The sequence below is a fragment of the Tepidimicrobium xylanilyticum genome (genome assembly GCF_900106765.1).
Taxonomy (GTDB): Bacteria; Bacillota; Clostridia; order Tissierellales; family Tepidimicrobiaceae; genus Tepidimicrobium; species Tepidimicrobium xylanilyticum.
In genome coordinates this window covers 46,713-62,870 of the sequence record NZ_FNNG01000014.1, presented here as the reverse complement: position 1 = coordinate 62,870, position 16,158 = coordinate 46,713, and the positions used below count along the sequence as shown (strand labels likewise).

At 33.6% G+C, this 16,158-nt stretch carries 15 protein-coding genes and 2 rRNA genes; all 17 read left to right on the top strand.

The features are described from left to right. Positions 1-186 (top strand): 23S ribosomal RNA (locus BLV68_RS12795); the annotation flags it as partial. 35 nt (positions 187-221) lie between these two features. Further along, positions 222-338, top strand: a 5S ribosomal RNA gene (gene rrf, locus BLV68_RS12790). Between the two features lie 132 nt (positions 339-470). After that, positions 471-1,340, top strand: a complete 870-nt coding sequence (locus BLV68_RS12785; protein WP_093754457.1) for a radical SAM protein — start codon at positions 471-473, stop codon at positions 1,338-1,340. Between the two features lie 377 nt (positions 1,341-1,717). Beyond that, positions 1,718-1,930: a hypothetical protein gene (locus BLV68_RS12780; protein WP_143035286.1), complete on the top strand. Its 213-nt coding sequence runs from the start codon at positions 1,718-1,720 to the stop codon at positions 1,928-1,930. Next, positions 1,911-2,789 (top strand): hypothetical protein, encoded by an 879-nt coding sequence (locus tag BLV68_RS12775; RefSeq protein WP_093754453.1) that lies wholly within the window; start codon positions 1,911-1,913, stop codon positions 2,787-2,789. The genes BLV68_RS12780 and BLV68_RS12775 overlap by 20 nt, the downstream gene beginning before the upstream one ends. Positions 2,790-2,978: 189 nt before the next feature. Further along, positions 2,979-4,238 carry a uracil-xanthine permease family protein gene (locus tag BLV68_RS12770; protein ID WP_093754451.1) on the top strand — a complete coding sequence of 420 codons (1,260 nt, stop codon included), beginning with the start codon at positions 2,979-2,981 and terminating at the stop codon, positions 4,236-4,238. Between the two features lie 127 nt (positions 4,239-4,365). Next, positions 4,366-7,071 carry a sigma 54-interacting transcriptional regulator gene (locus BLV68_RS12765; protein ID WP_093754449.1) on the top strand — a complete coding sequence of 902 codons (2,706 nt, stop codon included), beginning with the start codon at positions 4,366-4,368 and terminating at the stop codon, positions 7,069-7,071. A 276-nt stretch (positions 7,072-7,347) separates the two neighbouring features. Next, on the top strand, positions 7,348-7,659 hold the full coding sequence (locus BLV68_RS12760) for a PTS sugar transporter subunit IIB (protein ID WP_093754447.1): 312 nt from the start codon (positions 7,348-7,350) through the stop codon (positions 7,657-7,659). A gap of 24 nt (positions 7,660-7,683) precedes the next feature. Further along, positions 7,684-8,955 (top strand): PTS sugar transporter subunit IIC, encoded by a 1,272-nt coding sequence (locus tag BLV68_RS12755; RefSeq protein WP_093754445.1) that lies wholly within the window; start codon positions 7,684-7,686, stop codon positions 8,953-8,955. 64 nt (positions 8,956-9,019) lie between these two features. Continuing rightward, positions 9,020-10,342 (top strand): 6-phospho-beta-glucosidase, encoded by a 1,323-nt coding sequence (locus tag BLV68_RS12750; protein WP_093754443.1) that lies wholly within the window; start codon positions 9,020-9,022, stop codon positions 10,340-10,342. 73 nt (positions 10,343-10,415) lie between these two features. Then, positions 10,416-10,757: a PTS lactose/cellobiose transporter subunit IIA gene (locus BLV68_RS12745; protein WP_093754441.1), complete on the top strand. Its 342-nt coding sequence runs from the start codon at positions 10,416-10,418 to the stop codon at positions 10,755-10,757. Then, the gene (locus BLV68_RS12740) at positions 10,750-11,829 is read left to right on the top strand and encodes a DUF871 domain-containing protein (protein ID WP_093754439.1); all 1,080 of its coding nucleotides are present in this window, start codon (positions 10,750-10,752) and stop codon (positions 11,827-11,829) included. The genes BLV68_RS12745 and BLV68_RS12740 overlap by 8 nt, the downstream gene beginning before the upstream one ends. Positions 11,830-11,975: 146 nt before the next feature. After that, a complete protein-coding gene (locus BLV68_RS12735) occupies positions 11,976-13,196 on the top strand; it encodes a BaiN/RdsA family NAD(P)/FAD-dependent oxidoreductase (RefSeq protein ID WP_093754437.1) in 1,221 nt (406 codons plus the stop codon). Positions 13,197-13,208: 12 nt separating this feature from the next. Continuing rightward, the gene (locus BLV68_RS12730) at positions 13,209-14,021 is read left to right on the top strand and encodes a Cof-type HAD-IIB family hydrolase (RefSeq protein ID WP_093754435.1); all 813 of its coding nucleotides are present in this window, start codon (positions 13,209-13,211) and stop codon (positions 14,019-14,021) included. 174 nt (positions 14,022-14,195) lie between these two features. Continuing rightward, complete coding sequence (locus BLV68_RS12725) at positions 14,196-15,149, top strand: sugar-binding transcriptional regulator (protein ID WP_159428698.1); 954 nt, start codon at positions 14,196-14,198, stop codon at positions 15,147-15,149. Positions 15,150-15,162: 13 nt separating this feature from the next. Continuing rightward, positions 15,163-15,549, top strand: a complete 387-nt coding sequence (locus BLV68_RS12720) for a transcriptional regulator GutM (protein WP_159428697.1) — start codon at positions 15,163-15,165, stop codon at positions 15,547-15,549. A gap of 69 nt (positions 15,550-15,618) precedes the next feature. Continuing rightward, the gene (gene srlA, locus BLV68_RS12715) at positions 15,619-16,155 is read left to right on the top strand and encodes a PTS glucitol/sorbitol transporter subunit IIC (protein ID WP_093754429.1); all 537 of its coding nucleotides are present in this window, start codon (positions 15,619-15,621) and stop codon (positions 16,153-16,155) included. Positions 16,156-16,158 lie beyond the last annotated feature (3 nt).

The window sequence follows — 16,158 nt, the reverse complement described above, 5'->3', positions numbered from 1 at the left end:
CTGAGTAGCCAAGTCTGGACGGGATAAGTGCTGAAGGCATCTAAGCACGAAGCCCCCCTCAAGATAAGATTTCCCACCACGGGAAGTGGGTAAGACTCCAGGGAGACTACCTGGTAGATAGGCCTTAAGTGTAAGAGCAGTAATGCTTTAAGCTTAAAGGTACTAATAAGTCGAGGGCTTGACCAGAAATATAATGTACTGTTTAGTTTCAATGAAGGTAATCTGGTAGCAATAGCGAGAGGGAAACACCTGTACCCATACCGAACACAGAAGTTAAGCCTCTCAGCGCCGATGGTACTTGGGTGGAGACGCCCTGGGAGAGTAGGACGCTGCCAGATACATAGAAAAATCCTCTGCTTTGTTGATCAAAGTAGGGGGTTTTTTTGTTTGTCCTAATATCTAAAATGTATTATAATTAAGTCAGTAGAATAGCAAAAGTAAATATTAGGGATATAGAGGAGAAGATGTAGATGAGATATGAAGGGGCTCTTTATAGACCTCCTAGTGAAGCCTATAGTTTAATAGTGCAAGCCACAATAGGTTGTTCTCACAACAAATGCACATTTTGTTCTATGTACAAAGATAAGAAGTTCAGAATAAGGGATACGGAAGAAATAATGGAGGATTTAATTTTAGGTAGAAAATATTATGAGAATGTAAGGCGGATATTTTTAGCAGATGGGGATGCTTTAGTGATTAAAACGGAAGAACTAATTAAGATATTACAAGGTATAGAAGTATTATTTCCAGAATGCGAACGGATAGGTATATATGGCTCGCCTAAGTCCATTTTAAACAAGTCTCAGGAAGAGTTATTGGAATTAAAAGCATTGGGATTGGGAATCGTATATTTAGGTGTAGAATCTGGAAGCGACAAAATTTTAAAAGATATAAAAAAGGGCGTAGATTCTGCTGAAATGATAGAAGCGGGAAGAAAAATTGTAGACGCAGGAATAAAACTTTCAGTAACCTTAATATCGGGTATTGGGGGCAAGGCTTTTTCAACCCTTCATGCTCTTGAGTCTGCAAAGGTGCTAAATGAAATGAAACCCCATTATATAGGGTTGTTGACCCTACTACTGGAACAGGGAACAAAGCTCTATGAAGATGTTAAAGTAGGAAAATTCCAACTTCTAAGCCCTAAAGAAGTGTTAGAGGAGACAAGAATTTTGGTAGAAAACCTACAGGTAGGTAATTGTATTTTTAGGAGTAATCATGCTTCTAACTATGTAGCTTTGAGGGGAACTCTTATGGAGGATAAAAAACTGATACTTAAACAGATTGAAGAAGGGTTAAAAATAGATGGTTTAGATGATAAAGATTATTATAGGAGATTATAAGATGGTAGTTGCTTAATTATTTATGTAGCAGTTTAATTTAACATTTGATAGATAAACGAATAAAGAGCTTAGAAACCTTAATGAGTAATGAATTCTAAGCTTTTTATTTTTGATTATGTAATACTTTGCTTTTTAATCATGTGGAAAAGCTCTGAATTGTTTTTATTGACGATATTTAGGTTAAATATACAACATAAAACAATAAAGGGATATATAGTATTTATAAATGACTTTAAATGATGTTCTTAAGGATTCAAACTACCAAGAACTGAGTAAAGTATAAAAAGTTAAATTAAAGGGTATGATGGCAGTAAAACTGCTGTAAAGATAAATTCAAAGTGTTGGGAGTAAATATTGAGATTAGGGATATGTTTATAATGAAGCATGTTTTAGTTATTGATAGTTTTATTCCAGTACATCAGCAATTACAAAAATTAGGAGCTAAATTAAGTATAATCTGTGCAACTGGTAGGATAATCGGCGGGGATAATATTTCTGAACTCGTACAAAATGCTTTGGGTGTAGATATGATTGATTTTATGGGCAAAGCAAGTATTAGGACAAAAAATTATGGAACAATTGGATATTAAACATGATAATAAGTACTCAGCAATATGGTTCATAGTATCAAAGGAACAAGGTATCATTGAGGATATTCCAAATCTAGAAGATTATTTTGAAGACATAGGTAAAGTATTTGAAGTTTTAGAGAAATTACTGGTTGAAAATTTAAAACTTAGCAAAGAAAACTTATATATAATGTATGATGAAAATAACCTTCAAATTAAAAAGGGTATTTTAAAATTCAATTTTATGGATATGCCTTATGATAAAGAAAGATTAATCTGTTCAATGCCTATTAACAAGGAGGCAATGTATGTTAAGGTAAATTATTACTATAGAAATGGACTTGTTTCTATAGTTAACTTGGTATTTATAGGACAAAAAGAAAATCAGATTCTTCTTGATAGTGTAATCTATGCTGAACGATTGTTATTTATTTTAAATAAACATGCTCATGTGTATGAGGAGGAATTTTATAAAAATACCATTAATGTTCTTATTGCCATAGATGATGAGGTAGAAAAAGAATTGTATTATGGAATAACTTCTCATTTAAGGATAATCTTATATTTTTATAGTTTAGGTATTAGACCAAGTTCTAAAAAAGTAGGTTATATTCTTAGAAAATTAGAGATGGAAGTCTTTACATATTTAATTTTAAATAATATTAAATTATCCAAAGAATATGTATTGAGGATATTTAATTCTATTTATGAAAATTCATATTTTAATTTTCCTATTATAGGATTTTTTATATGTATTATAAGTTTGGCTGGCTACGCTGTGTCTAGTAAAGAGAACTATACCACTACCCCTGATAATAAAATTTTATTGCATATCAGCTTAATTGGTGATATAATATCTAAGGACAAAATGAGAGATTGAATCTTTAAATCAGTCCAGAGAGGCTGGCAAGATTGTAATTATAGGGATAGTTATGCCTATTATTAGGTCTTGCTGTAAGCAAGGCTTTTTTTATGGAATAGATTACAATCTTACAGTCCTTTAAATCAGTCCAGAGAGACTGAAAAGGAGAGAAAACTCTCCTTTAAATTTAAAAAAGGAGGTTTTTTTATGACTGAAAATGTGATGGTCAAAAAATCAAAAAAAACGGAAGTTAGTTTGTGGAAGAGTTCTAAAAAGATGATCTTGGCTTTACAGCACTTAATTGCAATGTTTGGAGCTACAGTACTAGTGCCTATATTAACAGGACTTAATCCATCGGTAGCCTTATTTACCGCTGGACTTGGAACCTTAATATTTCACCTTTGTACTGAAGGAAAGGTTCCGGTGTTTTTAGGTTCATCTTTTGCTTTTATACCTTTGATTTTAACCGTTAAGGAATTGTATAATGGGGATTTGGCATATGTACAAGGTGGAATGATAGTTGCAGGGCTAATATATGTGATTCTAGCATTCTTCATTAAAAAAATAGGTGTAAAGAGGATTACAAAATATCTTTCTCCTCAGGTAGTTGGGCCTATGATAATAGTCATAGGAATGAATTTAGTACCTACCGCTTTTGGGATGGCAAGGGAAAACTTAGTAATAGCTGCCATAACTTTAGGGACAGCACTACTAATTAATTTTAAGGGTAGGGGTTTCGTAAAACAGTTATCAATTCTGATAGGAGTTATTACAGGTTATATGGTATCTTTAGGGTTGGGAATTGTAGATACAAATATAGTCAAAGAAGCTGCTCTATTTGGAATCCCTTCATTTAGTTTACCTAAATTTGATATAGGTGCAATAATGATAATTTCACCAGTGGTATTGGCAGTATTTATGGAGCATCTAGGGGATATAACTACCAACGGACAGGTTGTAGGGAAAAATTTCATAGAGGATCCTGGTTTAAATAGGACTCTATTAGGAGATGGAATAGCAACTGTTGTAGCAGCTCTTATAGGAGGACCTGCCAATACGACCTATGGAGAGAATACTGGAGTATTAGCCATAACTAAAAATTATGATCCATCAATACTGAGACTAGCAGCAGTGTTTGCCATAATATTGAGTTTTGTATCTAAAATAGGAGCCGTATTAAATTCTATACCTACATCAGTGATGGGTGGAATAAGCTTAATGTTATTTAGTATGATATCTCTAATAGGAGTACAAACTATAAGAACAAACAAAGTAGAGTTTAATTGGAAAAATGTATTAACTATGGGCAGTATATTAATATTGGGTCTTGGAAGCGGAATGATTGAAAGTAAATTTGGAATTGTAATCGGCATACCAGTTACTGAAACGGTAAAAATATCGGGATTAAGTTTTGCTGCAATAGTAGGAATACTGATGAATGCAATTTTAAATAGGGGAAAAATATAGATTGATAGAGCCTGTCTAAATAGAAAGACAGGCTCTATTATATTTGATATAATAATTGTAAATTGATTAAAATTGCTCACTAATATTCTATTATAGAATCAGTATTATAATTGAAAAGGTGGTAAATTTGGGTAGGATAGATGAGGTATTCAAGATTTTAACTCAATTGGAAAAGGAAAAGCAAGAGGGAATTTCTGCTGCTGATATAGCTTCAATATTGGGTATGGATAGGTCCAATGTTAGCAGATATTTAAATATTCTATATAAAAATAGAAGAGTAGAAAAGATAAATGGAAGGCCAGTATTATATAAATCTATTAAGGGTTATACTAGTTCAGTCTGTGATGAAGAAGACCCATACATAGGTTTTAATAACAGTTTGGATAAATTAGTGGGTGCAAGGCAGAGTCTGGCTATTCCCATACAAAAAGCAAAGGCTGCAATCTTATACCCTCCCAAGGGATTGCATACTTTACTTTTAGGGGAAACAGGTGTAGGAAAGTCCATGTTTGCTAAGCTAATGTACCAGTTTGCCATAGAATCTAAAGTGGTGGTAGAAAATGCTCCATTTATACGATTTAATTGTGCGGACTATGCGGATAATCCAAACCTATTAACGGCACAGATATTTGGAGTAAAAAAAGGTGCTTATACTGGTGCCGATAGAGATAGGGATGGACTGCTTAAAAAGGCTGATAAGGGATTTATATTTCTAGATGAAATCCATAGGCTACCACCTCAAGGGCAGGAAATGTTATTTACCTATATTGATAATGGATTTTTTAGACCTCTAGGAGATGCTGAAAATCTAATCCGGGTAGATGTTAGGATAATAGCTGCAACTACAGAAGATCCCAAATCCCACCTTTTGAAAACCTTTACCCGTAGAATACCCATGATAATAACATTACCTCCTATAAGAGATAGAAGCTTATCTGAAAGATATTCACTAATTGAAACCTTTATTAGAGAAGAATCCCATAGATTAGGTATGAGTATATATATAAACAAGAACTCAATTATTTCTTATCTATTATATGATTGTCCCAACAATATAGGGCAGCTTAAATCGGATATACAGTTAGCTTGTGCCAAGGCTTTTTTAAGATATAAATCTGAACAGGATGATTATCTAATCATTAATCAAGGAGATTTACCCAACCATGTAAGAAAAGGAATATTGAATATCAATCAGTATAGAAAAGAAATCGATGAATTGTTAAATTCCACTTATGATGTTTTAAAATTCGATCAGCATGAAAGACTGCCCTTATCATTGAAAGAAGATGAGAATATATCGGGTGACTTTTATACTGCGATTGAGGAAAGACTAGAATCTTTGAAGGAAGCTGGCATGGATGAACAGGCTATTAATGAGATAATGAATATCGATATTGAATCTCATTTTAGGAAGTATATAGGGCATATATATAGGCGGTTTGATAGAAGAGGAATTTCAAATGTAGTGAATGAAGACATACTCCAAGTAGCTGAAGAAATCCTATTACTAGCTCAAAAACATTTAGGAAAGGAATTTGATGAAAAAATATATTTTGGGCTATCTTTCCATTTGGAAAGGAGTATTGAAAGGATAAGAAGAGGGGAGAAGATATATAATCCTAAGCTGAATTTCATAAGGATTAATTATGAAGAAGAATTTTTATTTGCAGTAAAAATAGCTAAGCTTCTAGATAATAAGTTTAATATAGAAACCCCTGTAGATGAAATTGGCTATTTGGCCATGTTTTTTACAACAGATTCAAATAATAAATTCATAGAGAAAAAACCAAAGGTGGGAGTAATAGTTGCTATGCATGGTAGGTCAACAGCCAGCAGCATGGTAGAGGTGGCTAATAGTCTAATAGGTGTAGAACATGCAGTTGCCCTGGATATGCCACTTTCCATGAACCCAAAGATTATGTATGAGTTAACAAAAAATAAAGTTTTAGAAGTTCATGAAGGAAAAGGCGTAATCATGATGGTGGATATGGGTTCGTTGACAAACTTCGGAGATATGATATGGGAAGAGACTGGAATAGAGGTAAGGACTATAGAAAAAGTGAGCACTCCAATGGTAATTGAAGTATTAAGAAAGGTTATATTAGGTTATGAACTGGATGAAGTTGTTAATTCCTTTGTGGGAAAGGTTTCTATTAAAGATGAAGTGTCCAAGCCAATGAGGGATGAAAATGTAATTATTACTGCTTGTTTTACAGGGGATGGTGCTTCCAAAAAACTCGAATCAATAATAAGGGCAAATCTTGATGGTAAAAATCTGGAAATAGTACCCATTAATATTATAGATGAAGAAAGGTTTGAGAAGAGGATAGATAGATTAGCTAACAAATATAATGTTATGGCTATTGTAGCAACTGTGGATATAGATATAGATTATATACCTTTTGTAGCTGCAATGGATATATTACAGGGCGATGGCATAGAAAGGTTGAAAAAAATTATAGAACAGGAAAATATATACTCAAAGATAGGAGAATCTTTACAAGAACATATTACAAATTTAGATGGAAAAGAAGTAACAAGGGATATTAAATATTTGATTAGGAGTATCGAAAAAGGTTTAGGTATAGAAGTGGTTTCCGATGCTAAAATAGGAATAGTGCTCCATATTGCTTTTTTAATAGATAATCTTCTAAATGGTGTAGTACCTAGAAAGTTTGATAACTTAGAGGTTTATAGCAATTTATATGCAAAGGAGATGGGCATTGTTAAAAGAAGCATTTTGTTTGTGGAAAAAAAATATGGGATTTCAGTGGAAGAGGACGAATTGGCATATATTTTAAAATTGTTTTTACTGAATCAAAAGGGTGTGTAACAGTGTGTAAGATTTTACACACTCTTTTCTTTTTTTATTATCGACTTTGCACGGTTTTTTTATGGTTGGGATTACAAAATATTAAAGGAAAAACACAATAAACTGTGAGGCGAGCTATTGTCCTCTCATATATTTTAAAAATCCATTTATTATAAGTGTTGGCAAGGTATTTGCAATAAGAGAAGGATACAAAGAGATAGCTTACATAAAAATAATTTTTTGGAGGTGAGTGGTTTTTAGAACTGATTATGAAATTTACTGAAAGGACTGATTTATATGCTGAATATTGTGCTTGTTTGCTCAGCAGGTATGTCGACTAGTTTATTGGTTAGCAAGATGAATAAGGTAGCTAAGGAAAAAGGTTTGGATGTAAATGTAATTGCTATAGCAGAAGCAGATGTAAAGAACAATATGGACAAGGTAGATGTTATGTTGCTTGGACCTCAAGTAAGATATCTATTGCCAAAGATGAAGGAGATGATGGAAGTAAAAGGGGTACCCGTTGATATAGTAGATACCGTAAGCTATGGAACTATGAATGGGGAAAAGGTTTTAGAACAGGCTTTAAGTATGGTAAAGGATAAATAAAGTTGGTTTCAAAGGGGGATAAAAATGGATAGGTTTATGGATTTTATGGAAAGAAAGTTTGTCCCTGTTGCTGCTAAAATTGGGGGACAAAGGCATTTAGTTGCTATCCGTGATGGATTTGTTGCCATTATGCCTTTAATACTTGCAGGTTCTACAGCAGTATTGTTAAAAAACACTATATTTAGCTGGATAGCGTCATTGGAAGTATTGATTCCCATATGCGACCAAGTATGGTGGGGTTCTTTAGCGATAATGACTTTATTGGTTGTTTTTTCAACAGCTTATAGCTTAGCAAGATCCTATGATGCAAACGCACTTGCATCAGGGCTAATTGCAGTAGGCTCTTATTTTGCTACTTTGCCACAATCTCATGGCGATGCAGGTTGGGGATATATTCACTGGGGATATTTACAGGCTACGGGCCTTTTTACAGGTCTAATTGTGGCTATAATTGCTACTGAAATATTTGTAAGGTTGACTAAAAGAGATTTAACAATAAAGATGCCTGAGGAAGTGCCCCCAGCAGTGGGTAGAGCTTTTGCAGCAGTTATACCGGGGATGATTACCATATTTACTTTTGGGATAGTGTTTCTAATTGTAGATAATTTAGGAGGAATAAGCCTATATGATGTAATATACGAAGGAATTCAAAAACCCCTACAGGGTTTTAGCCAGGGAGTAGGTTCTGCTATGGTAATGGCTATGCTAATCAACTTGTTTTGGTTCTTTGGTCTTCATGGTGCAAACATATTCGACCCTATAATGAATGCCTTATATTTACCAGCTCTAACGGATAATGCGGCTGCTATAGATGCTGGAATGCAAGCTCCAAATGTTATAACTAGAGTTTTCTTTGACACATATGTGCACTTGGGTGGTTCAGGGGCCACATTAGGACTGATTATTGCTATTTTCATAGCTTCAAAGAGGAGAAAAGAATACAGGGAAGTGGCAAAATTATCAACACCATCGGGTATTTTCCAAATAAATGAGCCTATTATGTTCGGACTTCCTATAGTGCTAAATCCCATTTTATTTATTCCATTTATAATAACACCAGGAATTTTAACCCTTATAGCTTATATTGGGACTGCTATAGGTTTTGCACCTCCAACCTATGTAGCCATACCCTGGACTAGTCCACCTATAGTTGGAGCCTTTTTAGCAACAGGTGCAACGGCAGCAAGTTGGAGAGCGGCAGTATTAGCGGCTATAAACCTAGTGGTTTCAGTGATTATATACCTACCATTTATAAAATTAGCTGATAGGTCTAGGAAAAAGGAGACTGCCAAATAAAAGAAGTAGAGAACCTTCTCTACTTCTTGCAATCTTTATTCTAACAAAGGGTGAGGTGGTTAATTTGACCGAGAAATTAAAAATAGCAGTAATTGGTGGTGGTTCATCCTATACCCCTGAATTTGTAGAGGGAATCATCAAAAGATATGATGAACTACCAGTAGATGAACTTTGGTTGGTAGATGTGGAGGAGGGGAAGGAAAAACTAGCTATAGTTGGGAATTTAGCTAAGCGAATGGTGAAAGAAGCCAATCTACCGATAGATATCTTTTTAACCTTGGATAGGCAGAAAGCCTTGTATGGCGCCAGCTTTGTTACAACCCAATTAAGGGTGGGAATGCTTGAAGCTAGGAGTAAAGATGAAAGGATTCCCTTATCCCATGGTTTTATAGGTCAAGAAACAAATGGTGCAGGTGGACTTTTTAAGGGGCTAAGAACTATACCAGTCCTATTGGAAATTGCTGATGATATGGTAAGTTTGTGTCCTGATGCCTGGCTGATAAACTTTACCAATCCAGTAGGTATGGTGACTGAAGCCTTCTCAAAATATTCAAAGCACAAAAAGTTTATAGGTCTTTGCAATGTTCCTATTGGAGTTGAAAGGGGCGTAGCGGAAATATTAGGAATAGAAGGGGAAAGGGTTAGGATAGATTTTGCTGGATTAAATCACATGGTTTATGGCTTTAATGTATATATAGATGGCCAGAATAGGACTGACGAGGTATTAAATATATTTGCAAGGAATTCTGCTTCAGTAAATATGGAAAATATAGATCCTATGGAATGGGATGGAGAATTTATTAAGGCTCTTAGATTAATACCTTGTCCCTACCACAAATATTACTATAAAACTAAGGACATGCTTGGAAATGATTTAGAAAAGTTCAAAGAAGGGTGGAATAGGGCTGAAGAAGTGAAGGACATAGAAAAGGCACTGTTTGAACTTTACAAGGATGAAGCACTAAAACATAAGCCAAGGGAATTGGAAAAAAGGGGAGGAGCTTATTATTCTGATGCAGCCTGCAATCTTATAAGTTCCATATATAATGATAAGGGAGATCTACAGGTAGTCAATACTCTAAACGGAGATACGATTAAGGATTTAGATGAAAATAATGCAATTGAAATTACCTGTAAGATAACAAAAGATGGTCCTATTCCTCACAAATTCATCGATCGTTTTCCAATCCCCATAAGGGGACTTATTCACCAGATAAAGGCTTTTGAAATATTAGGAGCGGAAGCTGCAGTAGAAGGAAACTATGATAAGGCCCTTCTAGCGATGATAACCAATCCTTTAGTTGCCAACGATAAAGGGGGACGTAAAATGTTGGACGAATTGTTACAGGCACATAAAGACTATCTTCCAAATTTCTTTACTAAATAAATATAATATATAATTGTAGGAGGATATATAGTCTGTTGTAGTAGGTAATATAACTTTTAAAGGAGAGAGCAATATGGAGTTAGAAATGATAATAATGAACATTATAAACTATAGTGGTGAAGCTAGGAGCCTGTGTATGGAGGGAATATCCTATGCAAAGAAGGGAGATATAAATGCAGCAAGAATTAATATCGAGAAGGCTAATGAAAAGATTGGATGTGCACATAAAAGTCAAACTAAATTGATACAGTTAGAAGCTCAAGGGGAGAAACAAAAATTTTCTTTACTTCTAGTTCATGCTCAAGATCATTTGATGAATGCTATAACTACCAGAGATATGGCCTTGGAGTTTATAGATTTATACGAGCTAGTATATAACAGCTCAATGGTAAAGGGTGATAGGGTCAATGCGTAGATTAGGTGTATCTGTTTATCCTAATAAATCGTCTTTAGAGGAAGATAAAAGATACCTAAGCCTGGCAGCTAAATATGGATTTAAAAGGATATTTACTAATTTGATTTCAATTGATGATAATAGCTTAGGGAAATTCAAAGAAATAATAAACTATGGGCGAAGTCTTGGTATGGAGGTTATAGCGGATGTATCTCCAGAAGTGTTTAAATCCTTAGGGATATATTATTCAGATTTAAAGTTCTTTAAGGATATGAATTTAACAGGGATTAGACTGGATTTAGGCTTTACTGGAAATGAAGAAAGCATAATGTCATTTAATCCTTATGGTATAAAGATAGAGATTAATATGAGTAGCAATGTTAAGCATCTAGAAAATATCATGGCCTATGCACCAAATAAGGACAATATTATTGGCTGTCATAATTTCTATCCCCATAGGTATACTGGCTTATCTAGGAAACATTTTATTAAGACCTCTAAGGAGTTTAAAAAATATGGCCTTAGAACTGCTGCTTTTATTTCTTCACCGAATGCAACTTTTGGACCTTGGCCTATTAACGAAGGATTGCCTACATTAGAAGAGCATAGGTATCTTCCCATAGAAACCCAAGCCAAAGATCTTTTTAACACAGATCTTATAGATGACGTTATAATAGCCAACTGTTATGCATCTGAAGAAGAATTAAGGGCTTTAGGAGGTATGGATAAGGATATTCTTACATTAGAAGTAGACTTGATTGAAGAATTACCGCAGCTAGAAAGAAAGATTATCTTGGAAGAGGTCCACGTAAATAGAGGAGATATATCGGAATACCTAATCAGATCTACCCAGAGTAGGGTTAAATATAAGGATTACGATTTTAAATTGATAAATCCTAGAGATATTAAAAAAGGAGACATATTAATAGATAGTTCTTCATATGGGAATTATGCTGGGGAATTGCAAATAGCTTTAAAACCTATGAAAAATAGTGGGAGAACAAGTGTTGTGGGAAGGATAGTAGATGAAGAAGTGTTCCTATTAGATCATATAAGGCCTTGGCAAAAATTTAAATTAGAATTTTCGATATAAATCATTAGGCTAGGAATCTCAAGGTTATAGATTTTCCATAAAAGGAAGTATCTATAACCTTTTCTTAATTACATGGACAAAACGATAAATAATGTATAAAATGTAAGGGGACATAAAAAAAGAATTTTTTAGAGAGGAAGTTTATCATGCCTAAAGTATTGATTGTAGGCGGAGGAGCTGCAGGAATGATGGCTGCCATCTCTGCTAAAAATCATGGTGCAGATGTAACTTTACTTGAAAGAAATAATAGGGTAGGTAAAAAAATATTAGCCACTGGAAATGGCAGATGTAATTACACCAATATTAATCTTTCCATAGAAAATTATCATGGTAATAATCCTAAATTTGCTTATAGTTGTTTGTCACAGTTTGGAGTAGAAAAAACATTAGAATTCTTTGAAAGGCTGGGGATTACTCCAGCCATAGAGGATAATGGCAAAGTATTTCCATTATCCTTTCAAAGTTCTAGCATACTAGATGTGTTGAGATTTGAGCTTGAGGAACTCGGGGTAGAAGTTTTAACCGATGCTTTTGTTATGGATATAAAAAAGGGCAAAATGTTCAAATTGACTTTAGTAGATGGCAGAATAATATATGGAGATAGGGTTATTTTAGCTACTGGAGGCAAGGCAGCACCCAATACGGGCTCAGATGGTAATGGTTATGAGTTAGCTAAAAGGATGGGACATAGTATAGTAGATGTTTTTCCTGGCCTAGTACAGCTTAAATTGGAAGGGGATATATTTAAACAGATTGATGGAGTGAAATTTGTAGGGGTTGCAGGCCTTTATAGTGAAAATAAATTGATAAAAGAGGATAGAGGAGATATATTATTTACCAATTATGGCATATCTGGTCCCCCTATACTTCAATTGAGCAGAACTGCCTTAGAGTACTTAAAGGATAATAAGGATATAAAGTTAAAAGTATCCATAATTCATAATAAGACGAAAGAAGAACTATACGATTATCTTGTATTTAGATTTGGCTTTATGGGCAAAAAGACCATAGAAAAGGGGTTAATTGGCTTAATAAATAAAAGGTTAATTTTACCTATATTGAAAGAATTGAAAATTGACAAAGATAAGCATATTGCTTATTTAAGCAAAGAAGAAATAAGTAGATTAGCCAAGATCCTTACCGATTGGAGATTTAAAATAACTGGAAGCAAATCCTTTAAAGATGCTCAAGTTACGGCAGGTGGAGTAAATACCTATGAAATTCATAGTTCCACCATGGAGTCAAAATTAGTTAAGGGATTATATTTTGCAGGAGAAATTGTCGATATAGATGGGGATTGTGGAGGATTTAATCTACAATGGGCTTGGTCCTCAGGCTATATATCAGGGGAAAATTCAGCATATTAATAGGAGGTAGAAATGTATAAGTTATTAGGTATAGATTTAGATGGGACATTATTAAATAGCGAACATAAAATATCGGAGGGAAATAAGAAAAATATAAGGTTGTTATATAAAAAGGGTGTTAAAATAGTATTATTATCTGGAAGGGAGCCTAATTCCCTTACAGCATTTGCAAAGGAATTGGAAATCAGAGAACCTTTAGCAGGGCTTAATGGCGGAATTATTGTCGATCATACTGGTGAAAAAATACTATATGAAAAATGTTTAAGCGAAGAATCTGCTAAGAAGACTATTAGCTATGTTTATAATGAAAACATACATACTTTGGTTTTTATTAGGAACATTGTATTATCTTCTAACATTGAATTTGAGGACCTTGAAATAGTTAGAAAATACATATCAACAGATATTAAAGCCATTGATAATATTATTAGGTATATTGAGGACAATAATTTGTGGAGTAAAATCAGTAAGATTTTATTGATGGAAGAAAATCAAAATCTATTAAAACATAGAACAATCTTAAACAAGTTGACCAATGAAAACCTATCTTTAGAATTTTCTTTACCAAATTTTTTGGAGTTATTTAATAGGGATGTAAGTAAAGGCAATGCTTTGACTATAATAGGACAAATACTAAATATTAAAAGTGAAGAAATGGTCGTTATTGGAGATGGCGAAAATGATATTTCCATGTTTGAATATGCAGGAATAGGTGTAGCAATGGAAAATGCTTTAGATATAGTCAAAAATAAAGCAGATTATGTAACTTTGTCAAATGATGAAGATGGAGTTAGCCATGTAATTAGAAAGTTTTGGGATATTTAACTTAATAATATAACTAAGAAAGAAAGGCTGAGGACTATTTAAGATTCTCAGCCTTTCGATTTCAAAATTTTTAAAACGTTAAAAAAATAACAATTATTGACATGTTGGAACATTCTAGGTAGAATGAAATTAATATTATATATTGAAATTTTATTCATGAGAGGGGATTTTTGTGTGACTAGAGCCAATTATAGCACTAGGTTAATGGTGAGATGTGCAAAGATGTACTACGAGGATAATATGAACCAAGATGAAATATCTGAAATATTACAAGTATCAAAATCTACCGTCTCAAGAATACTTGCAGCTGCAAGGAATAAAGGGATAGTTAAAATTATTGTCGATAACCCATTAAAAGATGATTATATACAGTTAGAAAAGGAAATAGAAAGTAAATTTGGTCTAAAAGAAGTAATAATTGTAGACAGTGGCAATGATGCGAAAGAGACCAAAAGAAACTTGGGGAAGGCAGCTGCTGAATATATACAAAGAATTATGAAAGATGGTCAGATTATTGGAGTTACTTGGGGAACTACTTTAAAGGAAATTCCACAGTTTGTTGAAAACGATAGGAAGAGGAAGGTAACTTTTATTCCAATGTTAGGTGGTATCGGTGAAGCGGAAATCGATATCCATCCCAATCAGATAGCGTTACAATTAGCTAAAAAGTTCAATGCTGAGAGCAAGCTATTACATGCACCTTATCAAGTAGATAGCATGGAGAGGAAGGAAAGTTTAATTTCTGATAAGAATATTTGGGAATTTTTCAAGCTTTTTGACAATATCCATGTAGCATTGATAGGAATAGGTTCTCCTTTGCTTAATACTTCAACTCTAGTGGAAAGCGGTTATTATACTATGGAGGACATAAAGATGCTAGTTCGGCAGGGAGCAGTAGCTGACATTAGTTCCTTATTTATTGATAAGGATGGAAATGGAGATAAATTTGAGTTTAATAATAGAGTGGTTGGAATAGATTTAGAAAGGATCAAGAAAATCCCACTAACCATTGGAATTGCAGGTTCCATTGAGAAAAGGGATGCCATACTAGCAGCAATAAGAGGAAATTATATCAGGGTTTTAATAGTAGATGAAGTGGCAGCGAGGAGCATGTTGAAAGAGAATTAAGCATGCACTATTTGTGAGAAATAGAAATGAGGGATTATTAGTGGTTCATAAAGCTTTACTATTTATTTTTGGATTATGGGTTCTACAGGGAGTATTATCATACGTTCAAATTACCCATTATAGGAAAACCTTATCAAGATTAAAATACAAAGGCAAGGTACTCGTAGGACATGAAAAAGGGAAGTTTAAGCCGGGCAGTATAATTTTATTAGTAATAGATGATAATGGGATAATAATAGATGTAGAGGAAATGAAGGGTATAAGCGTATTTGATAGGTTTAGAAAAAAGGATGTTTATATTGGTAAATCTATAGATGAGTTGTCCAAAGAGTTAAAACAACAAAAGAAAGATACCATAACCACCAAAGCTATTAAAAAAGCTTTGGAGGACTTAGAATAAAGATTATATAGAAAGGAGGGTAGAGTTTAATAAAATACTTTAATTTTAAAAGGTAAAGGAGGAATTTTGATGGATGCTTTAGCAAGGGCTGCAGAATGGTTTATTGGGCTATTTCAACAAGGTGGAGAAACTTTTGTAGGGCAAGTAACAGGAATATTACCTACCTTAATAGTTTTAATTACTTTTGTAAATTCCATTGTAAAATTAGTTGGTGAGGAAAAAGTACAAAGATTGGCACAAAAAGCAACAGGAAATATATTTACTAGATATATTATATTACCGGTGTTAGCAGTATTTTTCTTAACAAACCCTATGTGCTATACTTTTGGGAAGTTTTTAGATGAAAAATATAAGCCAGCTTTTTATGATGCAGCTGTATCCTTCGTACATCCTATAACTGGATTATTCCCTCATGCTAATCCTGCAGAATTGTTTGTATATTTGGGGATAACTGAAGGTTTGAGACAATTAGGATATTCCTTAGGCGGTATAGCAATAAGGTATTTCATTGTGGGATTAATTGTAATATTTATAAGAGGAATTGTAACAGAGATTATTACTGCCAGAATGATGAAGAGACGTTATCAAGCAGAATCTTCTAAATAAGAA